This is a genomic window from Pleurocapsa sp. PCC 7327 (genome assembly GCF_000317025.1).
In the GTDB taxonomy this organism is placed as follows: Bacteria; Cyanobacteriota; Cyanobacteriia; order Cyanobacteriales; family Microcystaceae; genus Hydrococcus.
In genome coordinates, this window is the sequence record NC_019689.1 from 254,466 (window position 1) to 279,510 (window position 25,045).

22 protein-coding genes are annotated in these 25,045 nt (G+C 42.7%); 11 read left to right on the top strand and 11 right to left on the bottom strand.

What is annotated here, in order from left to right; genetic code table 11:
• The first annotated feature begins 11 nt into the window (after window positions 1–11).
• Genes PLE7327_RS01095 through PLE7327_RS01115 form a run of 6 tightly spaced genes read left to right on the top strand, consistent with a single transcriptional unit; the run spans window position 12 to window position 3,590 of the window.
• Window positions 12–746 (top strand): TVP38/TMEM64 family protein, encoded by a 735-nt coding sequence (locus tag PLE7327_RS01095; protein ID WP_371265288.1) that lies wholly within the window; start codon window positions 12–14, stop codon window positions 744–746.
• Between the two features lie 21 nt (window positions 747–767).
• A complete protein-coding gene (merF, locus tag PLE7327_RS01100; RefSeq protein WP_015142011.1) occupies window positions 768–992 on the top strand; it encodes a mercury resistance system transport protein MerF in 225 nt (74 codons plus the stop codon).
• 10 nt (window positions 993–1,002) lie between these two features.
• Window positions 1,003–1,452: a copper chaperone Copz family protein gene (locus PLE7327_RS01105; protein ID WP_015142012.1), complete on the top strand. Its 450-nt coding sequence runs from the start codon at window positions 1,003–1,005 to the stop codon at window positions 1,450–1,452.
• A 17-nt stretch (window positions 1,453–1,469) separates the two neighbouring features.
• Complete coding sequence (locus tag PLE7327_RS25090) at window positions 1,470–1,658, top strand: redoxin domain-containing protein (RefSeq protein ID WP_217523306.1); 189 nt, start codon at window positions 1,470–1,472, stop codon at window positions 1,656–1,658.
• Entirely contained in the window at window positions 1,621–2,016 is a 396-nt protein-coding gene (locus tag PLE7327_RS01110) for a redoxin domain-containing protein (RefSeq protein WP_217523307.1), read from the top strand. Before PLE7327_RS25090 ends, PLE7327_RS01110 begins: the two co-directional genes overlap by 38 nt.
• A gap of 29 nt (window positions 2,017–2,045) precedes the next feature.
• Window positions 2,046–3,590 carry a mercuric reductase gene (locus tag PLE7327_RS01115; protein WP_015142013.1) on the top strand — a complete coding sequence of 515 codons (1,545 nt, stop codon included), beginning with the start codon at window positions 2,046–2,048 and terminating at the stop codon, window positions 3,588–3,590.
• Between the two features lie 68 nt (window positions 3,591–3,658).
• Here PLE7327_RS01115 and PLE7327_RS23035 read toward each other — a convergent pair whose 3' ends face one another.
• The 3 genes from PLE7327_RS23035 to PLE7327_RS01125 form a co-directional block, all read right to left on the bottom strand.
• Window positions 3,659–3,907 carry a transposase gene (locus PLE7327_RS23035; protein ID WP_015142014.1) on the bottom strand — a complete coding sequence of 83 codons (249 nt, stop codon included), beginning with the start codon at window positions 3,905–3,907 and terminating at the stop codon, window positions 3,659–3,661.
• Window positions 3,908–4,092: 185 nt separating this feature from the next.
• Complete coding sequence (locus PLE7327_RS01120) at window positions 4,093–4,842, bottom strand: FkbM family methyltransferase (RefSeq protein WP_015142015.1); 750 nt, start codon at window positions 4,840–4,842, stop codon at window positions 4,093–4,095.
• A 704-nt stretch (window positions 4,843–5,546) separates the two neighbouring features.
• Window positions 5,547–6,440 (bottom strand): hypothetical protein, encoded by an 894-nt coding sequence (locus tag PLE7327_RS01125; protein WP_015142016.1) that lies wholly within the window; start codon window positions 6,438–6,440, stop codon window positions 5,547–5,549.
• A 374-nt stretch (window positions 6,441–6,814) separates the two neighbouring features.
• On the opposite strand from PLE7327_RS01125, the gene PLE7327_RS01130 reads away from it, so the two are divergent.
• The 5 genes from PLE7327_RS01130 (at window position 6,815) to PLE7327_RS01150 (ending at window position 11,340) form a co-directional block, all read left to right on the top strand.
• Window positions 6,815–7,996 (top strand): FAD-dependent oxidoreductase, encoded by a 1,182-nt coding sequence (locus PLE7327_RS01130; RefSeq protein WP_015142018.1) that lies wholly within the window; start codon window positions 6,815–6,817, stop codon window positions 7,994–7,996.
• 268 nt (window positions 7,997–8,264) lie between these two features.
• The gene (gene modA / locus PLE7327_RS01135) at window positions 8,265–9,080 is read left to right on the top strand and encodes a molybdate ABC transporter substrate-binding protein (RefSeq protein ID WP_015142019.1); all 816 of its coding nucleotides are present in this window, start codon (window positions 8,265–8,267) and stop codon (window positions 9,078–9,080) included.
• Entirely contained in the window at window positions 9,080–9,793 is a 714-nt protein-coding gene (gene modB, locus PLE7327_RS23860) for a molybdate ABC transporter permease subunit (RefSeq protein ID WP_041391767.1), read from the top strand. Before modA ends, modB begins: the two co-directional genes overlap by 1 nt.
• On the top strand, window positions 9,756–10,823 hold the full coding sequence (locus tag PLE7327_RS23865) for a sulfate/molybdate ABC transporter ATP-binding protein (protein WP_041391769.1): 1,068 nt from the start codon (window positions 9,756–9,758) through the stop codon (window positions 10,821–10,823). Before modB ends, PLE7327_RS23865 begins: the two co-directional genes overlap by 38 nt.
• A 121-nt stretch (window positions 10,824–10,944) precedes the next feature.
• Complete coding sequence (locus tag PLE7327_RS01150; RefSeq protein ID WP_015142020.1) at window positions 10,945–11,340, top strand: hypothetical protein; 396 nt, start codon at window positions 10,945–10,947, stop codon at window positions 11,338–11,340.
• 94 nt (window positions 11,341–11,434) lie between these two features.
• Here the strand turns inward: PLE7327_RS01150 and PLE7327_RS01155 are convergent, their stop codons facing one another.
• The 8 genes from PLE7327_RS01155 to PLE7327_RS01190 all read right to left on the bottom strand — a co-directional run bounded on the left by PLE7327_RS01155 (window position 11,435) and on the right by PLE7327_RS01190 (window position 24,751).
• Window positions 11,435–14,608 (bottom strand): DEAD/DEAH box helicase, encoded by a 3,174-nt coding sequence (locus tag PLE7327_RS01155; RefSeq protein ID WP_015142021.1) that lies wholly within the window; start codon window positions 14,606–14,608, stop codon window positions 11,435–11,437.
• A gap of 323 nt (window positions 14,609–14,931) precedes the next feature.
• Window positions 14,932–15,519, bottom strand: a complete 588-nt coding sequence (locus PLE7327_RS01160) for a hypothetical protein (RefSeq protein ID WP_015142022.1) — start codon at window positions 15,517–15,519, stop codon at window positions 14,932–14,934.
• 110 nt (window positions 15,520–15,629) lie between these two features.
• Window positions 15,630–16,823 carry a 1-deoxy-D-xylulose-5-phosphate reductoisomerase gene (gene dxr, locus PLE7327_RS01165; protein WP_015142023.1) on the bottom strand — a complete coding sequence of 398 codons (1,194 nt, stop codon included), beginning with the start codon at window positions 16,821–16,823 and terminating at the stop codon, window positions 15,630–15,632.
• A gap of 105 nt (window positions 16,824–16,928) precedes the next feature.
• Window positions 16,929–18,902, bottom strand: a complete 1,974-nt coding sequence (locus tag PLE7327_RS24180; RefSeq protein ID WP_015142024.1) for an efflux RND transporter periplasmic adaptor subunit — start codon at window positions 18,900–18,902, stop codon at window positions 16,929–16,931.
• A 25-nt stretch (window positions 18,903–18,927) separates the two neighbouring features.
• Window positions 18,928–21,177 (bottom strand): SBBP repeat-containing protein, encoded by a 2,250-nt coding sequence (locus PLE7327_RS01175; RefSeq protein WP_015142025.1) that lies wholly within the window; start codon window positions 21,175–21,177, stop codon window positions 18,928–18,930.
• Window positions 21,178–21,494: 317 nt separating this feature from the next.
• Window positions 21,495–22,496 carry a glycosyltransferase gene (locus tag PLE7327_RS01180; protein WP_015142026.1) on the bottom strand — a complete coding sequence of 334 codons (1,002 nt, stop codon included), beginning with the start codon at window positions 22,494–22,496 and terminating at the stop codon, window positions 21,495–21,497.
• A 134-nt stretch (window positions 22,497–22,630) separates the two neighbouring features.
• Entirely contained in the window at window positions 22,631–23,854 is a 1,224-nt protein-coding gene (locus tag PLE7327_RS01185; protein WP_015142027.1) for an aminotransferase class I/II-fold pyridoxal phosphate-dependent enzyme, read from the bottom strand.
• A 102-nt stretch (window positions 23,855–23,956) separates the two neighbouring features.
• Window positions 23,957–24,751: a sterol desaturase family protein gene (locus PLE7327_RS01190; RefSeq protein ID WP_015142028.1), complete on the bottom strand. Its 795-nt coding sequence runs from the start codon at window positions 24,749–24,751 to the stop codon at window positions 23,957–23,959.
• Between the last annotated feature and the right edge of the window lie 294 nt (window positions 24,752–25,045).

Sequence of the window (25,045 nt, forward strand, 5' to 3'; positions counted from 1 at the left end):
TGGCTATTTTAATGGTAGCTACCTTTGGCATTACTTTTCTCTTTGCTACTCACCCAGCTTTTGCCCAAGAATCGGTTAAGGTCGTCGGATTCAATCCTCAAGAATGGTTGCGAAATGCCTTACAGTGGATCGACAGTCTCAGTACGGTTGGCGCGATCGCGTTTATTCTCCTCTACATTATCGCTACTGTCGCTTTTTTACCTGGGTCAATTCTCACTCTCGGTGCAGGTGTAGTCTTTGGCGTAGTTTGGGGAGCGCTTTATGTCTTCATTGGTGCTACTTTAGGAGCTACTGCCGCTTTCTTAGTCGGACGCTATCTAGTTAGGGGATGGGTCGCCAAGAAAATTGAAGGGAACAAGAAATTTCGAGCGATTGACCAGGGCGTTGGCAGAGAAGGACTCAAAATTGTTCTTCTGACGCGATTATCTCCGATATTTCCTTTCAATTTATTGAACTACGCTTATGGAGTCACTGGAGTTTCTCTCAAGGACTACATTATCGGTTCGGTGGGAGTGATACCTGGAACGATTATGTACGTATATATTGGTTCTCTGGCTGGTAATCTTGCCACGATTGGCACTGAAGCTCAACCTGCTAACCCTGCCGTACAATGGACGATTCGGATCGTTGGTTTCATCGCTACAGTGGCTGTCACCCTTTATGTGACTAAAGTGGCTCGCAAGGCTTTGGAAGAAGAAGTTTTAGAGCCTAAGAACGAGCGAAATGAGAGATTCGACCTCAATTAGTTAATCAAAGATATTTATCCTATGAAACCTAAAAACGCACTGATTGCTAGTTTGACAGGAACAGTGATTGTAGCTTTGTGTTGCTTCACACCTATTTTGGTTATTTTACTAGAAGTAGTGGGCTTAAGTGCTGTCGTAGGTTATCTCGATTATGTTCTCTTGCCAGCATTAGGAATATTAGTTGCACTGACCGTACTTTTCTATTTTCGCTACCGCAAATCAAATCGCCAAGATTGTTGTAAATAAGAAGAAAAATATGTCTGAAGAATGTTGCTCTCAAACTCAAAAGTCCTTAAAAGCAAACTGTCCAGTCAATGGGAATAAAGGCAAGCGAGTTCCAACCATTACCCTGAAAAGTCTGCTAAAACCAAGGGCATTAGAAACCTTAAATTCTGAATCTAATTACTTTTTCTGCGACTCGATGGATTGTTCGGTAGTGTATTTCAACCAACAGGATCAAACTTTTCTCACCGATGAAATAAAAGTGCCTGTCTACCAAAAAGATAAAAGTTTGCAAGTTCCTGTTTGTTATTGTTTTGATTGGACAAGAAACCGAATACTCCAAGAAATTCAACAGACCAACCATAGCACGGCTGAATCTTCAATCCGCACTCATATTCAAGCTGGACGTTGTGGTTGTGAAGTCAATAATCCCCAAGGTAGCTGTTGTTTAGCCAATGTCCGTAAAGAAGTGAGAGATAAATGATGACAACAAATACAAAAATGACTGCTAAATTAATGACGGGTACTCAAGTCTCCGAACTTGAGGTAAAAACCCTTGATGGCAAGCTTTGGCAACTCTCCCAACAGAAACCCCAAAATTTAATAATGGTTGTTTTTTATCGAGGATGGTTTTGCCCGATTTGTCAAACCTATGATTTGTCAAACCTATATAGAAGACCTCGACAATAATCTGAAGGATTTTGCCAAGCTGGGGGTTGAAGTTATCGCCCTAAGTGGAGATAGTCAAGAAAAAGCCCAACAATCAAAAGATAACTGGAGCATTCAACAGCTTACGATTGGCTATGAAGTTAGTATTGACTTAATGCGTCGCTGGGGGCTTTATATTTCCCAAGGTGCCTTTGAGAATGAACCCCCTTTATTTTGCGAACCTGGTCTTTTCTTAGTTAAACCTGATGGCACACTTTATTATGCGGCTATCAATAGCACTCCCTTCGGTCGTCCGCAGATACCGGAGATTTTATGGGCGATCGAGTTTGTGTTGGAAAAAAATATCCCATACGGGGAAGAGAGTAGGTCATTCCATTAGGGATTTTCCATGTTCTCAAGGAGTTAATGATGTCAAATTCAGCCTTTCAAAAAGTAACCGTTCCACCGATGGACGAACATAACCAAAGACTGGTTTCTCACGTTCATCCGCCTGATTGGGTTAATCCGCAACCAGCAGATTGTTACGATTTAGTCGTCATCGGCGCGGGTACGGCTGGATTGGTTGTCGCAGCAGGCGCAGCAGGATTAGGCTTGGGTTTGAAAGTCGCATTAATTGAAAAACATCTCATGGGCGGAGATTGCTTAAATGTAGGTTGCGTCCCTTCCAAATGCATCATTCGTTCCTCGCGCGTTGTTGGCGAGATGCTAGAGGCAGAAGCGTTTGGTATTAGTCCTCCCGAACAAATAAATGTTAATTTTCCTGCCGTCATGGAACGGATGCGCAAACTGCGAGCGGGAATTAGTCATCACGATTCCGCTCAACGTTTCCAAAATCTTGGCATTGACGTATTTTTGGGAGCGGGTCGTTTTTTACGCAACAATAGCATTGAAGTTGGCGGTAAGACTCTTAAGTATAAAAAAGCAGTGATTGCGACGGGAGCAAGAGCCGTGCGACCTTCGATTGAAGGGATAGAAGAAGCGGGATTTCTTACTAATGAAACGGTTTTTTCTCTCACCGAACGCCCGCAACGTCTTGCTGTCATCGGAGGCGGCCCGATTGGTTGCGAATTGGCTCAGGCTTTTGCTCGCTTGGGATGTCAAGTCATTTTGTTCCACAAACATTCTCACCTCTTAGATCGAGAAGATGCCGATGCCGCAGAAATCGTTCAGAATGCCTTCATCCGCGAAGGGATTCATCTGGTGTTGAACAGCCAAATAGAACGGGTAAAAAAGACACCTGAAGGCAAAACGATTGATTTCATCGGTAATGGGACTAAACAGTCCATTATTGTAGACGAGATCTTAGTCGGTGCGGGACGCGCTCCCAATGTGGAGGGACTAAATTTAGAAGCGGTTGGAGTAGAGTACGATCGCAAAGGTGTGAAAGTCAATGACTATCTCCAGACGACCAACCCCAAGATTTATGCGGCGGGCGATATCTGCATGAATTGGAAATTTACCCATGCTGCCGATGCCGCCGCGCGGATAGTTATTAAAAATACGCTCTTTTCACCTTTTGGTTTGGGACGATCGAAACTCAGCAGTTTAGTCATGCCCTGGGTGACTTATACTGACCCAGAAATCGCTCATGTGGGACTATACGAACATGAGGCTCAATCCCAGGGAATTAATGTTAATACGATCGAAATTCCGATGAGTAGCGTCGATCGAGCGATCGCAGATGGTGAGGAGTCAGGGTTTGTCAAAATTCATCACAAGAAAGGGTCTGATGAAATTTTAGGAGCGACAATCGTTGCTCGTCATGCTGGGGAAATGATTAGTGAAGTGACGACAGCAATGGTTAACAAGGTTGGTTTGAACGGCCTATCTAGCGTGATTCATCCCTATCCCACCCAAGCTGAAGGGATTAAGAAAGCAGCAGATGCTTATCGCCGTACACTACTGACACCGACCTCAAAAAAAATCTTGGGATTGCTCACAAAGTTTTCTTAGGAACCGAGCCCTAAACGGTAAGCAGAGCAGCCAAATATCTCTATAAGCATTGCTAATGTCAAATCCGGTTAATTAACCATAATTAACCGGATTTGATATGAAGAGCTTTTTGAAGAAGCCCACATATCTCCGCCTGCTATGTCACACCATCGACACCCAGTAATCAGGATGTATAAAAGACTATTTAAGATCTGACGGTATGGCCCATGAGGCATTCCTTTACTACGCCTCGATGGTTCTGGAGGAAATATATCTTCAAACAACTTCCACTCCAGGTCGCTCAATCCTTCAAAACGTCCAGCCAGATCCTGATACATCCTTCTCAAAGGAAAACTAGATTACCACATCTTGGTATTAGTGGGATAGCTGAGATCTTGCACCATTCTCAACAACTACTGTTGTCATTAATTTCCTGTCCGAGCGAAAAAGTCTTCTAAAGAAGGCTCGATAGGAATTTTAGTCGATTTTAATCGAGTTGGGCTTTGAGCCTAGAACTTTAGTTCTAGGCCATGGTTGCATAGGAATGATTTTCTCTGAATTTTCCACTTTCCTGCACAAAAACAACATCGATTTGTCCGAGAGCGTTGTCGAGAGGGCGGTTCCATCCAAGAATCATGTCGTATGCGACAAAGCCGCGTTCCTTCATATAGAGTACGACATCATGAAATTGAGGAGCATCTTTCATAAATTGAAACATAGATACTTCCAGCACAACAGCTTCTGTATCTCGTAAGGTTTGCTGACATCCATCAAGCACATTGAGTTCGGCACCTTGTGCGTCAACTTTGATCAGATAAGGACCATTGAGTTCTTTTTCCTTGATGACCTCATCTATCGCAATCATTGGAACAGTTCTCTCATATCCATCTGCATTAGTCCCCATCGTTTCTTTATAGAGCGATGAACCATCCAAATGATTTGGATGTACATTAAAAGTTACTTCTTTGGATTCGGAGCCGGCAGCAGCGATCAAATATAAGCCTCGGTATTTCTTCAAGATATGTTTCAATTCCGCTTCAAATTCTCTCAGTGGCTCTATGAGCAGAAAAAAAGAGTCTGGAAAAGCCCTATAAAGTTCGGGGGTTCCTTTTGCCACACCCACATCAATTATCGTATTAGGTCTAAGACCTAAACTATAAAGAAGTGAATAGGATTCTGAGAGGTTATTTCTCAGAGCGCGATCTCCATAAACTTTTGTAATTTTATAGCCGAGTTTATTTATAATTGTCTTTAAAAATCGTTTAATTTTCATTTTTCTCCTCATTAACGCATCTGGTTTGTCATAACGTTGACTTGTTACAATGAGGGAACTTCCAGTGTATCGTCTACTACATAACTGTTAAACTAGAACTTTTTATTTATCTTAACCAAAAAAAAAGAATACTATCCAAAATTTTTTAGATCGTTAAGGACGCTTCGGAGATTATACAGAAAGTACTAGATTATCTGGCTTTCGACGATTGCATAGTTTCAAATAATCGATAATCCAGCCTACGAATTTGAAGTTTATTTTGCAAAAAGTTTTTTCTAATCTCAATTTGCTTTAAGGTTGCTACAAATGTCTGAAATATAGGAATGATGGGAGTAGGGTAAGGAAAAATTCACAGCGAAAAGGGAGTGAAATTTAATTTTTTGGATCTAAAAATTTTTGTGTATTCATCTAATCCTTCCTTAGCAAACTGAAGAGCTTTTTCCATCGTCAGATAGGGGGTTCATAATCGTTCGCTCTAGTTAACAAACGGTTTCTATAAAATTATTCAGTCGCTACTATTTATAAATTGCTATAAATCGCTCCTTTAATACAGATAATACAGATCGCGTCATAAATTTCCTATCGCTAACTATCCTAAAAGTGCCCTACTGTAGATAAAAAATAAGAAGCTAGGAGTAAAATCCCTCTTTTCTTTACTCTCAACTTATATGAAGAATCGCTTTTTGGATAGAAAATGTTGACTTCTAAGAACGTTTTTGGCGGTACTTTATTAGCGAACCCATACCCAAAGCACCAACAGCTAACACAGCAAAGGTGGAAGAAGATTCAGGAACTCTAACCTCTACAGGTTCCACTTCTACGGGTTCTGCATAGATAAAATCATCTACAGCAACCAAGTCTATGCCATTTTGCGGGTCGTCAGCAGGACCGGGAACGATCGTGTTATTTTCCAAATTAAAGAGTTGAGCATTGCCGAGGTTGAGTTCTACATCCGTGACAATCGGGTCGTCGAATAACACTCCAAGGAACGATGGCTGACCGCTGCTAGTAGGTTCGACGAAAAATCTACCTAGGCTATTTGAGCCGTTGAAAAACTCGATGAAGCTGGTGTCGGGAAGTTCTACATCGAGGAAAATGGCTCCAAAACCCCGCGTAGCAGCAGGAGTAGTAGTTCCGGGCACCGTGAAACTCTGCTCGATTTCATTATCATCTTCGCCGAAGTGAGCAAAAGTGTTGTTTGGGCTAAAGGCTGAAAACTGACCTGCAACGCCAGGATTGGCACTCTCGAAACCGTCTCCACTAACTGGATACTCTTCGTCGTATAGTGTGCCTCTATCGAGGAAGCGATCCTCTGGAATGAGAACGAGCCTATCTTGGACGACAACCTCAGTGTTGCCGCCAAAATCGGTGCCGTCGAGTCTTACCCCATCCCAGTTAATGGTACGGAATCCATCTGCCTGAGGTCCGGCAGCACCGTTGTTGACTCCGCCAATTGCCACCTGCATAGCCTGAAATGCACTAGCTGCATCAGTCCTAGCACCGCTAAAAATTGTTACTGCTCGTGCTGCTCCGGTCGTTCCTAGCAGCCCAAACATGGCTCCGGTCATTCCTACTAACAATCTTTTAGCAACAGTCATAGAATTACCTCCTTAACTGCTAAATTGGTCAATTGTTTTGTGTAGATTGTAATTGATTTATTTTTTTTAAGTTTTCATGAAAAAAAGGTAGACGTTCGAGAAAGTCAATCGGTAAAGCCAATCTACAGATATACTCTTTTTGTTGATATTGATTTTGCATTACAAAACTTCACAAAAATAACCAAAAACTATATCTAAATTTAATTTTCAAATTAGAGATTGCTTTAAATCTTTTTGTCAAGTAAGTTAGATAGATTCATCTTATTCGTTTAAGCTTTCTTCAGCTAATTGACTATCTACCGTAGCGATGACAGATAAGTAAATATGATGAGACTACAATGTTCTAGGGAAACTTGAATAGACCATTTGCCGTAATGCAACTAGCAAACTTTCCCGTTACTACGGACTTAGTACTCATTGGTGGCGGTCACAGCCACGCGATCGCTCTAAAATTATTTGGGATGAAACCTTTACCAGGAGTTCGCCTCACTCTGATTACCGACGTTTCCCATGCTCCCTATTCGGGGATGCTACCCGGTCACGTGGCAGGTTTTTATAGTTTCGATGAAACCCACATCGATTTGCGTCGTCTCGCTAGATTTTCTCAAGCACAATTTTTACGCGATCGCGCGATTGGTTTAGATTTAGTTAACAACAAAGTTATTTGTGCCAATCGTCCTCCCGTTTCTTTCGATTATTTATCGATCGATATTGGCAGTACTCCCGCTACTAATTCAATTCCAGGCGCCTCAGAATATGCTATTGCTGCGAAACCCGTTCCTCAGTTTTTACAAGCTTGGAATCGAGTCATAGAAGCTGTTACTAATAATCCCAAACAACCGATTAGTATTACTATAGTTGGTGGTGGAGCGGGGGGAGTCGAACTAGCCCTAAATATGCAAGCTAGATTGCATCAAGTATTAAAAAATGCTCGACAATCGCTAGATAATTTAACCATCCATATTGTCCATAGCGGCGCTGACTTATTACCCGGTCACAGTCGATGGGTAAGTCAACGCTTGCAGCAAATCTTATTTAATAGAGGGATTAAACTACACTTACAAGAAACAGTCACTGAAGTATTACCAGATAAAGTTATCTGTCGTTCGGGATTAACGGTAGAATGCGACTATATTTTTTGGGTCACTCAAGCTTCCGCACCTAGCTGGATTAAAGAGTCGGGTATTGCTACAGATTCTCAAGGTTTTATTTTAGTAAAAGATACGCTTCAATCTGTCTCTCATCCTCATATTTTTGCAGCGGGCGATATTGCTACAATGCAACATTATTCTCGTCCAAAAGCTGGGGTTTTTGCCGTTCGTCAAGGAAAGCCTTTATTTGAAAATTTGCAGCGAATTATTTTAGGAAAAAAGCTGAAAGCCTACATTCCCCAGAAATATTATTTAAGTTTAATTGGAACGGGAGATAAAAGCGCGATCGCGTCTTGGTCATTTTTTGGTTGGGAATCGCCTTTATTGTGGCGTTGGAAAGATAGTATCGATCGCAAGTTTATGCAACGCTTCAGCAATTTACCCCAGATGGAGAAGGATGATTAGTCAGATGTTATTTAGTGGTAATTTTTCCTGAAATTCGCTTGTTTATGCTTACAATCAACAAAAATACTTTCGATTATTGAGAGAAATTTCCCAAAAAGCTACCCAATCAACAATACTTTATTACGATCGAAGGTGGAAGAGCGAACTAAGTTTTTAGGCAAGCATTTTGGCAGAATGTTAGTTATTTCTGCTACAAAATCTAAAATTATATTCGTTTATTAATATTAATTAGCAGCCTGTTGCACAACTTTTTACCTTACCTTTAGTCATGAAAATTATCAAAGGGCGATACTTTTTTTTGTCAATCATAGTCGCAGTTTTAGTCGCATCCTGGGGATTTTTCCTGAGTCAAGCACCAGCATTTCAGACACTATTAGCTCAAAAGTCAGTGACCTTGACTGTTTCTGCGGCGGCCGATCTCAACTATGTGTTCAAAGAAATCGGTGCTTTATGGGAGAAGGAAACAGGAAACAAAGTCACCTTTAACTTTGGTTCGACAGGACAACTGGCACAACAAATAGAACGCGGTGCACCTGTAGATTTATTTGCGGCTGCTAACAAGTCATACATTGAAGACCTTGACAAAAAAGGGTTAATAATATCTAACACCAAAGCTTTGTATGGACGGGGACGGATTACTCTATGGACACGAGAAGGCAGTAAACTCAACCCCAAAGACATTAGAGATTTAACCAAGCCGGAATATAAAAAAGTAGCGATCGCCAATCCGGATCATGCTCCCTATGGTATCGCCGCCAGAGAAGCAATGCAGTCAGCAGGTATATGGGACACAATCAAGCCAAAACTGGTATTGGGTGAGAATATCCGCCAAACTCAACAATATGTAGAAACTGGCAACGTTGATGTCGGTATCGTTGCTTTATCTTTAAGCGTCAACAGACCAGGAAAATGGGATCTGATTCCCGAAAACCTACATAAACCCGTTGACCAAATGTTGGCTGTTGTCAGAAAGAGTAAGTATCAGACACAAGCTAGACAGTTTGCTCAATTTATTAACGGGCCACAAGGCAGACCATTAATGAAGAAATATGGTTTTGTTTTACCTGGGGAGACAGCGGATTAATGGATTGGTTTCCTTATATATTAACATTGCAAGTCACCGCACTAGCTACAGTTTTGCTACTCATTTTCGGACTGGGAATAGCAATTTTTTTAGCTCGTGTTCGTTTTCCAGGAGAAATCATCATATCGACACTGCTGAATTTGCCCTTGGTGCTGCCTCCCAGCGTTATTGGTTTTTACCTATTGTTAGCTTTAGGTAGAGGCAGTCCGATACTAGAATGGTTTGGCATAGATATTTTATTCACATGGCAAGCAGCAGCGATCGCTAGTGCCATAGTTGCGTTACCCCTAATTGTAGAAGCAGCCAGAGCTGCCATTCTCGATGTCAATCCCGAATTGGAAGCGGCAGCCCGTACCCTTGGTGACTCGGAAATTAAAGTCTTATGGCGAGTCACCTTACCTTTAGCTCGTTCGGGAATTTTAGCAGGCTTTATCTTAGCCGTCGCCAGGGCTTTAGGTGAATTTGGTGCAACCTTAATGGTGGCAGGAAATATCCCCGGACGCACCCAAACCTTACCCCTGGCTATTTATGATGCCGTGCAGAATCAAGAGTATGGCAAAGCCAACTTGATGGTGCTGGTGATGACTTTTTGGGCATTTCTGTTGTTGTTGTGGGCACGTAGCCTCGAACGGCGTAGTCAAAAGCGTTCTACTGAGAAAATAATCAAAACTAAGAATGGAACTTTTAGTAGACATTTACAAAAAACTAGCTAGCTATCCGCTAGAAGTAAAGTTTCACCTAGAAGGGCGAGTGTTAGGAATCTTGGGAGGTTCTGGTTCCGGCAAAAGCACGATCTTACGTTGTATCGCTGGGTTAGAAACTCCTAAGCGTGGTCGCATTGTCGTTAATGGAAGGGTTTTGTTTGACTCCAGCAAACGAATTAACTTACCAATTCGCTCACGCCGTGTGGGGATTGTCTTTCAAAACTACGCTTTGTTTCCCCATTTAACAGTTGCCCAAAATATTACCTATGGGTTACAAGATTTGTCTGGTGCGGAACGCCAGCACCGCTTAAGAGAACAAATTACCAAATTACAACTTTCAGGACTGGAAAATCGCTATCCACAGCAGCTATCTGGCGGACAGCAGCAGCGCGTAGCTTTAGCAAGGGCTTTAGCAGTAGAGCCGGAAGTTTTGTTGTTAGATGAACCTTTTTCGGCTCTCGATACCCACCTGCGACACCATCTGCAAGAACAACTGATTGAAACACTGAGTAACTATCGAGGAGTGACGCTATTTGTCACCCATAATTTAGAAGAAGCTTACCAAATTTGCGAATATCTTTTGGTTATTTCTCAAGGAAAAGCGATCGCTTACGATAAAAAACAATCTATTTTCGAGCGTCCGGCTACTTACGCCGTCGCGCAACTAACTGGTTGTAAAAACTTCTCCAAAATAAAAGCAATTTCCCCCACACAAGTCGAAGCTATGGACTGGGGTTGCACTCTCAAAGTCATCGAACCAATTCCTGAATCTTTGGCTTATGTGGGAATTCGCGCCCATCATTTAAACATTACAAATGACCCCAACGCTGAAAATACCTTCCCCTGTTGGTTAGCTCGAACGCGCGAAACGCCCCATCGGATGACGCTTTATCTAAAGCTACATCATCTACCAATTCAATCAAACGACTACCACATCCAAGCGGAAGTCTTTAAAGAAAAATGGTCAACTATCAAAGACCGTCCTTTCCCTTGGTATGTCAAATTAGATCCGCTCAAGCTGTTTTTAATGCAAATATAACAAAGGCGCGGGAGTATGAGAAGCGAGGGAGATTTGAGATAGTTCCACCTAGAAAGCGATAATAGGAGGGAGTGGTGCCTACTACTCCCAAACTTTCGTCTACTATTAGGAGTTTAGCACTGTGTCAGTCACCATCGAGCAAGATTTAAAAGACTACCTAGTTAGATTTGAAAATAAGCTAGATAAGTTAGGAGAAGACCTTAATCAGAAAATAGACAAACTTGATTCCAAAACAGACGGCGTTGCCAAAGAAGTTAACTCCAAAATAGATGACGTTGCCAAAGAAGTTAACTCCAAAATAGACAATGTTGCCAAAGAAGTTAACTCCAAAATAGACAATGTTGCCAAAGAAGTTACCGATCTAAAAGTGTCAGTGGCAAGGCTAGAAGAAAAAACAGACGGACTGAGTAAGCGATTAGAAACAACCGAGTTTGTCAACCGTGGAATTTTTGTTAGTCTCATTATTGCCATTCTGGGCGGTTTTGCTAAGCTATTCGGTTTGATCGGCAATCCTTAACTTTAAGCAGCAGCACTTTCAAAACTAGCGATCGCTTAGCAAGATTTATTAGGCTTCATGCTTTGATTTTGGGAAGGAGAAAAGAAGAATTCTTTCAACTATTTTCTTCGTCAATCACGGCATTGCGATCTAACAACAGTAAATTGCGTAATTGTTCGGTATCTAATTCTGTTAGCCATTGTTCGCCAGTATCGACAGTTAATTCTGCTAACTGTTTCTTACTTTCAATTATGTCATTAATTCGTTCTTCTAGCGTTCCAGTACTGATAAATTTATGAACTTGAACGTTTCGTTTTTGTCCGATGCGAAAAGCGCGATCGGTGGCCTGATTTTCTACGGCGGGATTCCACCAGCGATCGACATGAAACACGTGATTTGCTCTGGTTAAATTTAACCCAGTACCGCCTGCTTTAAGGGATAAGATAAAAATAGGAGGTCCATTAGGATCGTTTTGGAAACGGTCTATCATTTCCTGTCTTTGTTGACTGCGAGTTCCACCATATAAGAATAAAACTTCGCGTCTTAATTTATTTTCTAAGTAAGGTTGGAGAAGTTTGCCCCACTCAGAAAACTGAGTAAAGATTAGAGCGCGATCGCCTTCTTCTAATAACTCTTCTAACATCTCCTCTAGTCGTAATAATTTCCCCGAACGTTTGCTCGTTTTAATACTTTTTTCCTTTAAAAAGTGGGCAGGATGATTGCAGATTTGCTTTAGTTTAACCAGTAAAGTAAGAATTAGTCCTCGCCGTTGAATCCCTGTAGATTCTTCAATGTCAGAAAGCGATTCTTCTACTAATCTTTGATATAGTTCTGCCTGTTCTACTGATAACCCACAAAAGACGTTCATCTCCTGTTTTTCTGGCAAATCTTGAATGATTTCTTTGTCAGTTTTCAGGCGACGAAGGATAAAAGGACGAACAAGCGATCGCAATGTTTGTAAAGACTCTCTATCGCTATATCTTTCAATCGGAATAGCAAACCGTCGTTGGAAAAATTGTTGCGTTCCTAAAAATCCTGGATTGAGAAAATCTAAAATCGACCACAATTCTAATAAATGATTTTCTACGGGAGTTCCTGTCAAAGCAACGCGAAATCCTGATTTCAATTTACGTACTGTTTGGGACTGTTTTGCCTGTGGATTTTTAATATTCTGTGCTTCATCGAGAACTACTCCTTGCCATTCTACTGCTTCAAAAGTTGCCGCATCTCGATAGATCAAAGGATAGCTAGTAATGACTAAATTTTTATTCTTAACTTCCCTAACAAAGGTTTTTCCTTTACTGCGTTTATCGCCATGATGAATTAATGTCGATAGTGTGGGAGAAAATTTTTTAACTTCTCTTTCCCAGTTGTTGAGTACAGAAGTTGGACAAACAACAAGTATCGGTTTTGCTAATAAATCTTGTTCTTTTAAATTCAAGACAAAAGCAAGTAGCTGAGGCGTTTTTCCTAATCCCATATCGTCTGCCAAACAAGCACCCAAACCCCATTTTTCTAAGAAAGCTAACCAACCCACGCCCCTCGCTTGATAGGGTCGCAATTCTCCTCTAAACCCTTCTGGTTTTTCTATCGGTTCGATCGCTTGCTTATTAGTAAAATTATCAATTAATTCTTTTAAAGCGCCGGAAACTTCAAAATTAACAATTGGAAGTTTTGCTAGAATTTTTGTTTCTCCACTACTAAGGCGCAATGCATCTTCAACCGTTAAATTAATCGGTTCGTTAGATTGCGTTAAAATTGCTTGTGCGGCGCGAACATCGGCGGGTTGTAGAGCAATCCATTCTCCATGAACTTTTACTAACGGCGATTTTTGAGCTAATAATTGCTCGAATTCTTGTTTAGAAATTGCGCGATCGCCAATCGCAATTTTTAAGTCATATTTGAGTAAACTTTTTAAGTTGAGACGTTCTCCTTTTTTAGGAGTGACTTCTGCGTGAAGTTTTATTCCCAATCGTTTTTCTTCCGCTCCTGAAGCTAATCCAGGTGGTAATTTTACGCCCAGTCCGCTATCCTGTAATTGCCAAGCGATCGATTTAATAAATTCATAAACTTGAATCGAATTTAATTCGCATTGTCTGGGTTGTTTTTCTTGTAAACTATCTTCAATAGGTGAATAAAGACGAGAGGCTAATCCTAATCCTTTGAGTAACGTTTCTTGTGGCTGTTCGATCGTTCGACCTTCAAAATTTAAGCGATCGACAGGATTTTGCCAAATGGTTTGTGCGTCAATTAAAAAGTCTGGATCGTCTAAGGCTTGTAAATAATATTTCAAGTGCCAAATCAATTCTTTTCCATTATTATAATCTTGTGTTGGTGGTTGTAGATAAAAGCAAACGTGAAATCGATCTTGACCTAATTGTTGGTTACTAGGTGTGGCTAAATACTCTTGAACGGGTAAGCTCCAATTATATAGGGCAGTTGCTACCCGTTTTACTTCTTTTTCTGTTGTGGTAAAATTAGCCGAAACTTGAGTTAATCCTTTTAACCAAGGTTGAACGAGTGGGGCTTTAGGTAAATTAGAGATAGGGGTTAACCAAGCACGCAATTGAGCGTCTAGTATTTCTCTTAAAAATCCCAATAATAATTCCTGTTCTTTTGAGGCATTTATTAATTCTTCTCGCTCGCTTTGGGGATCGGAAGTATAAGCATAACAAGCAACCGGCATGAGTTGAATAAATTTTGCAAAACGCGAGCGATCGACGCTGCTGTCGAGTAAAGGGTACCATCGACCATAAAATTGTTCGGATTCTTGTCGAGAAATACCTGGCAAAAATTTTCCTCTAGCTAATAAATCTAAACTCCAGCGATAGATATGAGTCCAAAAGCGTAAATCTCCTCCTAAATATGAATTTTCTGCTTGTAAAGAACCTAACGGTAGCGATTTTAAAATTTGAATAGTTTCAGACGCATTGAGTCGAAATCCCTTAACTTCCCAATTCTGCAAAACTAGAGATTTCTTTTCTATGGTTTGAGTAGAAAATTGCTCGGATAAAATTGGAATGATTCGTTTTTTTCTAGTTTGATTTTGACTGGGTAAAGTAATAATTTCCGATTGCCATTTACCCTCGGATAGAGAATCGATTTTTAGATTTTGCAGAAGATTCTGAGAGTACAAAAAAGACAGTAATTCTTGTTGGTTTAGATTAAATGGATGTAGGGTAACTGACTCGGAATTAGAATCGCTGTCTAACTTTCTCCAGGTTTCACCCCAAAGGAAAAAATAGCTATTCGCTGGTTTGACAATCCAACTTCCATGTAGAGTAGACATATTATTAGTTATCGGTTGTAACTCTTTTTTCGTATCTTACAGGTTGTCTAAAAAGTATAGAATGTCACGTTGAGCGTCGCGATCGCGAAGCGAAACATCTCATAGCACTTTTCAGTTAGATGAGAGACAAAATTTATCGATTGGGGGAAAAGGGAAAAGGAAAAAAATCCTGTATTCTACTGACTCGAAAATCCATCTAGCATACCAACTCCAAACATAGATTCTTGGTTACGTTCTCCTGCACTGAAAATGACAAAATGAACTTTTTAGATGTCCTCTTAAATACATTCTGCCTGAGAATGTACTTTTCCCTTTTGAAAAATTTATTTAACCACTCGCAATTGTCCTGTCTGAATGCGCTTAAAGATTTCTTGGATGCCAGCTTGCTCGGAAGGACTGAGGGAAACATTTTGCAACATCGCTGCTAGAAATCGATCTTCTTGCAAGCTATTAATTTGACCGGAGTTGAGGACGCGGTTAATTATATCGATTAAAGCGGGAGTGTCGCTATGACACTTTTGAGCTTGCAAGAAAAAATCGACAGTTTTTGCCTTTAGCCACTGTTTTTCTACGGCTAGCTCGCCAAATCGCAGTCGAGGATATCTCCGCTTTTGCTCGACAACAATGGCATTAACCCGATCTTCATCCAACAAGGCAGCTTTTCTAAAATAGTACCCGATCGGATGCTGCCATTTTTGCGTCACTAACGCGCTCCAGTAGTCGGCAAAGAAGTCAGCTGTCTGTGCTTTAATCCATCCGCGCAACGCTAGAATTTCCCCAATTCGCAGCTCTTCATATTCTAGGCGATCGCGCAGCGCAACTTCTATCTGGGCAGTCGAAATGAGTGCGGCTCTTCGCAATACTAGACCTAGTGGCTTAGTGGGGGGAAATTGAGGCTCGGATTGTTTCACTCGGGGGAAAGGTTCGATTAGGGAAATCTATGCGTCAGTACTCTAGATCGTGGCACAAGAGGCGGTCTAGTGACAACTGCGAGATTGATAATTGGTAACAATTTCAACTGTTAATTGGTAACGGGTAACTGGTAATCGATCGCCGATTTAGTCAGTGCCAAAACTTCTTGCCTTGCCCAGCGATCGGCTTCTAGAATATCTTCTAACGTTGGCGTTGCCTTATTGTGGGTGCTAAAGCGATCGCAGACGGCTTCGATCGTCCGAGGAATCTCCAAAAATTTAATTTTCTTCTCTAAAAACAAAGCTACTGCTTGCTCGTTTGCCGCGTTGAGTACCGCAGGCATCGCTCCTCCTGCCTTGCCAGCCGCATACGCCAACTGCATGCAAGGATATTTCTGATGGTCGGGTTCTCGGAAGGTTAAACTGCCAGCTTTGACTAAATCTAGGGTTTCCCAATCAGTATAAATGCGATCGGGCCAAGAAAGGGCGTACAGTAGAGGCAGGCGCATATCGGGCCAGCCCAACTGTGCCAAGACCGACGTGTCTTGCAACTCGATCAGCGAGTGGACAATGCTTTGGGGATGAATAACGATATCGATATTATCATAATCGATCCCAAACAGGAAATGAGCTTCTATGACTTCAAGCCCCTTATTCATCAAGGTAGCAGAGTCTATGGTAATTTTCTTTCCCATTGACCAATTTGGATGTTTGAGGGCATCTTGTACTGTCACCGAGGCTAATTTTTCCACGGGATAATCCCGAAACGCTCCGCCAGAAGCTGTCAAAATAATGCGTCGCAACCCCCCTTTGGGAACCCCTTCCAGGCATTGAAAAATCGCAGAATGTTCTGAATCGGCTGGAAGTAACTTAATGCCGTATTTTTCTACCAAAGGCAGTACTACCGGACCTCCAGCAATCAGAGTTTCTTTATTGGCAAGCGCGATATCTTTTCCAGCTTCAATAGCGGCGATAGTCGGTAACAATCCAGCACAGCCGACAATTCCCGTCACTACGCTTTCTGAGTCGCCATAACGGGCAACCTCGACAACTCCCTCTTCTCCTGCCAAGAGAATGGGAGAGTAGTCCAGTGAAGCAACAGCATTTTTGAGAGCAGAAAATTTAGTTTTATCGCGAACTGCAACGATTTCCGGTCGAAATTGTCGAATTTGCTCCGAGAGCATCTCGATGTTGCTGCCAGCGGCTAACCCCACGATCTGAAATTGGTTGGGGTATTGCGCCGCAATATCTAGGGTTTGAGTGCCAATAGATCCAGTTGAGCCTAGAACGGTGATTTTTTTCACGATTATTAAATAAATCTTTATTAAAGCAGGGGCTAGATATCACTATAAATTCTCACAACTCATCTGAGAAGACTGGAAGGCTGTTTGTAAAGAAAACATAATTGGCTAAGGCAAGGAGCGCACCAACTGTCCGGGGACGAGGCGATGGGTGCCGCTGAGAATAACGCGATCGCCACTTTGGAGAGTGCCGCGCACCAGGACGCGATCGCTTTCTGTATGTAAGACTTCCACATCTCTTTGTTCGACGAGAAATGCATTCCCGTCTTCCGATTTGACTGGTTCGCTCAAGACGTAGCAAGACCACAATCCGCGCGTCCCTTTGACTAAGGCGGTGATGGGCAGCCAGTATCCAGAGTCGCGAACGATCTCGTCTAACTTTAGTCTAGCTATTTGTCCCGGCGAAACTTCTGTTCCTATCGATTCATCTAAAGTCAGAACTACCGTTAAAGTCCGAGTACTAGCGTCAAGTTCCGGTAAAATTGACGAGACTTTTGCCTGATAGTTTTTTTGTCCGATTTGTAGCTGTTGGTGGCTGCCTGGGGAAATTCGGGCGGCGACGGTTGCGGGAACGCCGATGCGGACTTCTGGCGCTTTATTTTCTACTAAGCGCAGCACTGCCTGTCCGGCAGAGACGACGGTTCCTTCGTCCGCCAGTCGGCGAGAGACTGTAGCACTAAAAGGAGCTTTGAGAATGTTTTTTTGCAACTGAAGTTGAATTCTGGCAATGATGGCATCATATTGTTGGATTAGAGATTGTTGGGCTTCAATCCGTTCGGGGCGCGTCCCAGCCAACAACTCATCTAGCTGGCTTTGCGCTCGCTCTCGGCGGGCTTGCAGGACGGCTTGCTCGTTAAGCGCCTCGTCGCGTTGCTCGCGGGAAATCGCTCCTTCTGTGTAAAGCATTTCTCGCCGCTGACTTTTTTGGCGGGCAAGTTCTAGTTGTTGGCTCAAATCCCGCACCAATGCCCGTGCGGCAGCAATGATTTCGGGGCGGGAACCCGCTTGCATTTCTTTGAGCTGAGCGACAGCTTGGGCACGCCGGGCAAGTAATTCGCGACGGGAGGTTTCTAACCGTTGAGAATCTAGATAAGCCAGAGGGGTTCCAGCCTTGACGTGAGATCCTTCATCGACGACGATGCGAGTTAGCTGCCCCGACAGCTCGAATCCCAGTTCGCTAGTACGGCGAGCTGTAACCGTGCCCGTATAAAAGCGCGATTCTCGATAGGAATTGACTGGCTCGACAGCGATCGCTTTAACGGGGAGTATGCTGCTCGAACGAGGTTGCTTGGGTTCCGGAGCGCGAGCCTCGCGATTTCTCGGAAAAATTGAAGAACCTAGCATCAATAGGATAGCCACGCATCCCAATAAGGCAAATGCGTTAATTTTCTGGTTTTTAGTTAATTTTTCAACTCTAAAAGCCTCCCAAATGTTTTTTCTCTGGTTGAGTGTATGGTGGTTATCGGAGCTTTCTCGCTTGCTGTTTGGAAGAGGGGACGTTGGTTCTGGAATGAATTCTTGATACGATGGAGGATTTAACAATTCAACCGCCGTACCGCCCCGAACGTCGCGCCCCTCAACTTCCAACAACATTTCTGGAGCTGATTTTTGGGGTTGGTGCAGTAACGCTGACTCTGGGAGCGATCGCGCCGCTACTTCTGTTGCAATCGGTACTTGGGTGACAATTTTTTTGAGCAGCCTCGGATCGATCTGGTTATGTCCGCGATCGACAAAACGAATGGTATGGGCTAACTCTGCTGCCTGAGTATTTTTAAGTAAATAGCCCTGTGCCCCTGCTTGCAGGGACTGAACTAAATACGCTTCATCCTCGAAAGCGCTGAGGACGAGAACTTTGGTACGGGGAAAGCGCTCAGAGATAATCTGCGTTGCCGTGATGCCATTCATTTTTGGCATCTCGATATCCATGAGAACAATATCGGGTTCTAGCTTTTCTACCTGCGCGATCGCAGTTTCTCCGTTGTCAGCGCGTCCCACGACTTGAAAATCTTCCTCAGCCTCCAGCCAAGTTTGCAACACTTCGCACAGGAGAGCCTGGTCGTCTACCAGTAAAATCCGTGTCATGCACTCAACCCAAGTAACTACGTAACTACGCTACTACAGCATCGGCTGGAGCGGGAGTAGGAGCTGGAGCCGGAGTGCCGCTGGGATTGAGGAAGTTAGCAAAATCATCTCTAACCGCATTACCTAAAACTCCAGAGACACTGTTGGTCGCACTGGCATCGAAGAGGCTGACAAGCCCAGCTTCAACTCGCCGTGGATCTACCGTACCACCGCCGGGAACCCCTTCACTGGGATTAATGCGATTGTCGCCAGCGGGAAGTTGCTCGCTAGGAGCGATCTGGGGAGCCTGGATGGGCGCTGTACCCGACTCGTCGCCAGCGATTCTCTCCCTTGCAGAGCCAGTCACCCTTTGCAATCTTCCTCGCCTAGCGTCAAGCTGAACGAACCAGGCATCTACCGCTTCAGTATTGGTTCTCCCCAAAGGACCATCGGTAAAACCAGTCACATTTACTCTTCCGGTACTGTTGTCTACACTAACACCTGTCGCGTAGTCGGTTCCTGCGCTTCCGAACTGTTGAATCCACTGGTTGTTGCCTGCCGTGTCGAACCTCGCCACCCAGGCATCATTTTCCCCTCTATTTCTGCCGCGTCCGCTAATCCTATCGTTCGTATATCCGGATATATAGATAGCATCTTGTGCGCTAATGTCCATGTCAGCTAAATAGGAGCCATCATCGCCTGGAGTGCCAAACTGTCGGATCCACGTCGGAGTGCCATCTGCTGGGTTAAATCTGGCAAGCCAGATATCGTAAGCAGGATTGGCTTGGCTACCCGCCTGAAAATTGCCTGTCGTCCATCCAGTCGCGTAGACATTGCCTTGGCTGTCAACGTCAACTCCCCAAGGAAATTCAAGACCTTGATCTTGACTTCCCAATTGTTGAAGCCACTGCACCTGACCGTTGGGATCGAGCTTCGCCAAAAAAACATCGTACTTTGACAGATTTCGAGAGGGATCTGCTTCTCGAACTAAACCCTGAGTCCACCCTACCACGTAGGCATTGCCATTCGCATCGGCGGCAACGTCATAGGCTTCGTCAAAAAAGGGAGATATGTCAAAAGGAAAAGTCGCTCCTGGCGCTCTAACCGCTGGGTTAAACCACTGCTGGTTGCCATTGGTATCGAATCTAGCCACCCAAGTATCATCCTGAACGGCAAATTGTAAGATGTCTTGTCGGTCGTTGTTTTTGATTCCCAATCCCACCGCAGTGACATTTCCCTGTGCGTCTACATCGAGGGCATTTGCACCATTCGCAAAACCGCTAGTTAGATTAGCGCCAAACTGCCGACCCCACAACAGATTGCCATTGGGATCGTACTTGGCTATCCAAGCATCCTGAGACGATTGCAGCGGACCAAACAGATTGCCCTGTGTCGATCCCGCCAGATAGATGTTTCCGGCACTGTCCGTAGCGACATCCAAGACCGCTTCACTCTCGGAAGTTCCGAACTGTCGAATGAATGTCTGGTTACCATTTCTGTCGTACTTGGCTACCCAGAAATCCGATGCACCCACGGGACTGGTTCCACTTTGAATAGTCCCAGTGGTCGTTCCGGTGACGTAGACATTGCCCGCAGGATCGGTAGCCGTATCGAGCCCAAGATCGACGCCAGGACCCCCTAATTGCTCGGCTCTCCTTTGCGCTGGTTTTTTGGGCGGTTGGTTGCCCACGTACTGAAAATAGTTTGCTGTCAGACTTAAATCGACTTCAGGTTTTGAGAGTACGAAGCCGACGAGGTCGGGCACTCCCTGTCTGAGCGAAAAGATCGCCTCGCCAGCAAATGGTTGTTGGATTCCCTCGATCTGCAATCCTTCCAGTTCTAACAAGACATAATCTTGCGCAGAGCCGTTTAGCTGTATCCTGTCCTGAGAGGGATCGAAATCGTATATGAATGCGAACTCATTAGTTCCGAACAGATTCGTAGTAGTTAGGGTATTCGGGTCGCCTAAATAGTAAGCTCCGGTGCTATCTCCGAGAATGTGTCTGTCTCGTCCTACTGAGGGAATATTCCTTTCTAAAATGAGAAAGGGATTCCCCCCTTGCCCGGTATTCTGGATATTAATAATAATTTCAAACTCTGCTGGAGAGTTGTCAAATAGGTCTCCGAAAAGTAAATCTATATTTTGGGATGGAGGAGTTGAGTTGCGCGAAAAGGCATATATGGTATCGTTGCCACGGCGACCGAAAGTTGCTTCCAACCTCTCATCGGGTTCTGCGAAAGCTAAGTCGCTGACAGGCGTGAATAATGAGACAAGTAAGTTTAATTCTTCATCCATCTTATTTAAGTCCTCTTAATTTAATAATTTGGTTTTTTCGAGACTTAAGATTCGGATTGGTTACTACTTTACCGCTGACTCGCGTAAAGGAAAAGTCAAATCGCTGAAATCGTATGCTGCTGGAGCTTCGATCGTTTGAGTCAATTGGTTGGTTATGGGTTGGTTATGAGACTGACAAAAAAGATTTAAGACCTATAATTTTTTCTACAGGAAATATTTAGAAGTCTAGCCCTATAAAGGTAATAAAAAAGATTAGAGCGACAACGGGATTATGCCGCAAGCGAATCATTTTATAATCCTCTCAAACCTTTATCTATTCAGGTCTTTTCTTCTGTACCTATGGAGCATTGTTCTTGAAGGGCAAATATCTTAGAGCTATAGTACCCAAGCTGCTTAAGCGCTTCGAGCGAATCTTTGAGTAGCAGAAATTCTAACCCTCGCCATCGATCGAGCACGCTTAGATAGCAACAGATTCGCTCGTACCAACTCAGTGGAGCCTCCCAGACAGAACTCAAACACTCGTGCGCTATTCGCCAATGTGGAAATAATATCTGTCCCTCATTGGCTGGATCGAACCAGACGGTGTAGGCATGATGATCGGGAAGCCTATCAGTTGGTTGTTTGGAGTTTCCACTCGCATAAATCAATAAATCGGGAGTAAACTGACTCATTGATTGTTGGGCGTGTTTTCTGTAAGAAAATAGGTATTCGGGGATTTCATAAAAGCAACCGAGCAGAGCAAGTTTTAATAACAGAATTTCATCTGCATAGGAGTAATTGCCCATCAGTGGTCTCATTTTGAGAGCACTGGTGCGTATTAGCCCAAAAATTTGAATGTTTAAATGCCGACCGAGCAGCGAATGAAAACGCTCCTGCGGATTCGGCGAATTGGTGTTGAGATTGGCGTGGTAATTTTGCAAAACTTGCCCATCTTTGTCAATGATTTTTGTGTAGGAGTGGCACAAGACCACGTTAGGGTTCTGTTCGAGTATCTCAACGCACTTGAGCAGAAAATCGGGAGCCAGTACGTCATCATGGGCAGCCCACTTAAAGTATTTGCTCGATGACAATTCAAAAACGCGATTGAAGTTCCATGCCGCACCGAGATTCTTTTCGCTGCGGTAGTAGCGGATGCGGGAGTCTTTGGCTACGTAGTCCAGGCAAATCTCTTCAGTTGCGTCGGTTGAGGCATTGTCTGAGATAATTAGCTCGAAATCTTCAAACGTCTGCGCCAAAATTGAATCCAAAGCCTCGGCGATAAATCGTGCGCCATTGTATACTGGCAATCCAATGCTCAATGTAGGGTTATTATTTTTCATTTGCCTCCTTTATCTTTTCTCTTTTACCGTTAAATTTTGGCTCCTAGATCTCCTATAGTTTGCTCGCTGCTGGCTATTAATAAATCAGACAATTATTTCAAAACATTAGTTTATTTATTTGTTGGCAGTGATTTTTAACGATCGAATTCTTTCAAATAACTAGCAATTGCCTCGATTAAGTTTTGAATATCATCTAAGCTATGATGCACAGTAACAGTAAAACGGATGCCAGTTCTTTCTGGTGGAACGGCGGGGAAAGTAGCAACATTGAAGTAGTAACCATCTCTTCGTAAATTTTCTGCCAAAAACCTAGTTTTATCGCGTTTCCCAACCCTAACAAAAAAGATAGGAGCTATTAATTCTTCGATAGGCACGTTATATTTTTTCAATAGCTCGTTACAATATTTAATTCTCGTCAGTAAATCGGATTGAAGCGTTCTTATCTCATCCGATAAATGAACCTTCGCGGATGCAATACATGCTCCCAGTAAGGGAGGCTGCATGGGTCCTGTAAATATAAGTGGTTCTCCACAGGTTCTAACCCGTTGACTCCATTTCTTTTCTGGAAACACTAATGCGCCTCCCGCCGCACCAAACGATTTATTTAGAGACGTAGCAATTACCATCTTGCTATGTAATTTAATCGTATCTAGCATATATCCACGCCCAGATATTCCCTTCCAACTCATGCCATGAGCATCATCTACATACACATATAACCGTTCGTAATCGTTCAGCATATCTTCTAAAGTCTTTAATGGCCCTATATCGCCATGCATGGAATATATGCTGTCAATCATGTACCAAATACGAGAAGCCCTATTTCGCAGTTCTTTAATTTTCTGTTCTAGAATATCCAGACGATTATGGGGAATTTCGATCGCTTCGACACCATTTTCCAAGGATTTTAGTAAGTTTACAGCCATGCGCACAGTATTATGAACGTGGCGATCGAGGACGATAACATCCTTACTCTCAATCGTTACAGGAATTACTGACATATGTGCAAGTGTTGTAGAAGGCAGAACAATTACGCAGTCGGCAGAAACATTAAAAATTTGAGCCAACAAAGCTTCCAGTTCAGAATGTTGACCGCTAGCTACATAAGCACGAGAAGAAGAAAATTGAGTGCCATATCTTAAGGCACCTTCGATCGCACCATCAATCAAGCGTCTGTCAGTTTCCAATCCCAGATAACTACCAGAACCAAAGTTAATCAAATCCTGTCCGTGGATTTTTATCGTCCTGCCATTCAATTCGTCATCTTCTACAGATAAATAACAATATCCTTTTTGGATTCCTTCTGTCATATATTTCTCTACAATATTCAGATATTTATAACGTTTAATATGTGACATTTTTTTGATTCCTTTGTTTGGTTTATTTTGGATTTAGTTTTTAAAAATATGATTGGCATTTGTTTGTCGCTCCGTGCAAAATTTTTTATTCAATCTATTTAGTTATTTAGGAACAAGTTTTCTTTGCTGCACGGCTTCTAAGTTAGCTTGATAATCCGAAAATTCTGTTCCCATTAACTTATCCCACCAAGTAAAAATCAAGGCATAATTCCCATTAAATCTCTCATGGTGCATATTGTGGTGAGTGCAGGGAGTTTTCCAATTAGTCAACCAAGATTTGGTAAACCATCGAGGATAAATTTCATAACCCAGATGAATTACGATCCCATTGAGCAATGTTAACAGCGCCCAAATACCTACAGCCAAATCATGTACGGGAATAATAGACAGAGTTATCATCTGACCTAAAAATAAGATGGCAGCTTCCAAAGGATGAAAAGAATAGGTCGTAAAAGGATTGGGATCGACACTGTAATGATGAATTTTATGAACGCAATGAAAAAGTTTGGGATGGTGTAGAAAACGATGCGCCCAGTAGAAATAAGTATCCTCAAAAACTAACATCAAAAACACGCTCAAGACAAAGTATCCCCAACCATAATCGCTGATATTGGTATAAGCATTGTCATAAAACAGACCATAGCGACTATGAAAAACTAATCGGTCTAAAATCCAACCAATTGTGCCAATAACTACTAAAGTCGAGAAACTATATCCAATTTCTCTAAAAATTACTTTGGCTTTTGTTCTTTGCCTGGGCTGAATACGGAAATGCGCAAGTCGCTGTTCGAGTATCACCCAAAAAAGTAGAAAACTAAGAATTGTATATCGGAAATAAGCCGTACCAGTATGAACTAAAGTATCGAAAATACTACTTAATAATCCATCAACTTCCATAAATATACTCTAAACTTTACCTGTTTATGGTAGGTATGAATAATACCATTTTGGATGAAAGGATTTTGCGCTGCTCGAACAAAGTTTTGCGCGGCGGTTTTGAATTTTGAAAGATACTTCTAATGGGCGTTTTAGAGATCTATCTGTCGCCAACATTTTTTAAACCGATATAACTATGGAGAGATAGCTACTATCTTAACTGACTTTTAACCAGTTGCCAAGAATTTTCAATTAAAAAAAGAAGAGCTTAATTAGTAAATTTTTGTTCTTTTTAGAGCTAATAAAAAACACTAT

Excerpts from the sequence above, each read along its gene's own strand:
- PLE7327_RS24180 (WP_015142024.1), bottom strand. The coding sequence starts at position 18,902 with ATGACACGGATTTTACTGGTAGACGACCAGGCTCTCCTGTGCGAAGTG.
- PLE7327_RS23865 (WP_041391769.1), top strand. The coding sequence starts at position 9,756 with ATGGAACTTTTAGTAGACATTTACAAAAAACTAGCTAGCTATCCGCTA.
- PLE7327_RS01120 (WP_015142015.1), bottom strand. The coding sequence starts at position 4,842 with ATGAAAATTAAACGATTTTTAAAGACAATTATAAATAAACTCGGCTAT.
- PLE7327_RS23035 (WP_015142014.1), bottom strand. The coding sequence starts at position 3,907 with ATGTATCAGGATCTGGCTGGACGTTTTGAAGGATTGAGCGACCTGGAG.
- PLE7327_RS01130 (WP_015142018.1), top strand. The coding sequence starts at position 6,815 with ATGCAACTAGCAAACTTTCCCGTTACTACGGACTTAGTACTCATTGGT.
- PLE7327_RS01155 (WP_015142021.1), bottom strand. The coding sequence starts at position 14,608 with ATGTCTACTCTACATGGAAGTTGGATTGTCAAACCAGCGAATAGCTAT.
- PLE7327_RS01105 (WP_015142012.1), top strand. The coding sequence starts at position 1,003 with ATGTCTGAAGAATGTTGCTCTCAAACTCAAAAGTCCTTAAAAGCAAAC.
- PLE7327_RS01095 (WP_371265288.1), top strand. The coding sequence starts at position 12 with ATGGTAGCTACCTTTGGCATTACTTTTCTCTTTGCTACTCACCCAGCT.
- PLE7327_RS01110 (WP_217523307.1), top strand. The coding sequence starts at position 1,621 with ATGATTTGTCAAACCTATATAGAAGACCTCGACAATAATCTGAAGGAT.
- PLE7327_RS01125 (WP_015142016.1), bottom strand. The coding sequence starts at position 6,440 with ATGACTGTTGCTAAAAGATTGTTAGTAGGAATGACCGGAGCCATGTTT.
- PLE7327_RS01185 (WP_015142027.1), bottom strand. The coding sequence starts at position 23,854 with ATGTCACATATTAAACGTTATAAATATCTGAATATTGTAGAGAAATAT.
- PLE7327_RS25090 (WP_217523306.1), top strand. The coding sequence starts at position 1,470 with ATGACTGCTAAATTAATGACGGGTACTCAAGTCTCCGAACTTGAGGTA.
- modB (WP_041391767.1), top strand. The coding sequence starts at position 9,080 with ATGGATTGGTTTCCTTATATATTAACATTGCAAGTCACCGCACTAGCT.
- PLE7327_RS01180 (WP_015142026.1), bottom strand. The coding sequence starts at position 22,496 with ATGAAAAATAATAACCCTACATTGAGCATTGGATTGCCAGTATACAAT.
- PLE7327_RS01190 (WP_015142028.1), bottom strand. The coding sequence starts at position 24,751 with ATGGAAGTTGATGGATTATTAAGTAGTATTTTCGATACTTTAGTTCAT.
- PLE7327_RS01115 (WP_015142013.1), top strand. The coding sequence starts at position 2,046 with ATGTCAAATTCAGCCTTTCAAAAAGTAACCGTTCCACCGATGGACGAA.
- modA (WP_015142019.1), top strand. The coding sequence starts at position 8,265 with ATGAAAATTATCAAAGGGCGATACTTTTTTTTGTCAATCATAGTCGCA.
- merF (WP_015142011.1), top strand. The coding sequence starts at position 768 with ATGAAACCTAAAAACGCACTGATTGCTAGTTTGACAGGAACAGTGATT.
- PLE7327_RS01175 (WP_015142025.1), bottom strand. The coding sequence starts at position 21,177 with ATGGATGAAGAATTAAACTTACTTGTCTCATTATTCACGCCTGTCAGC.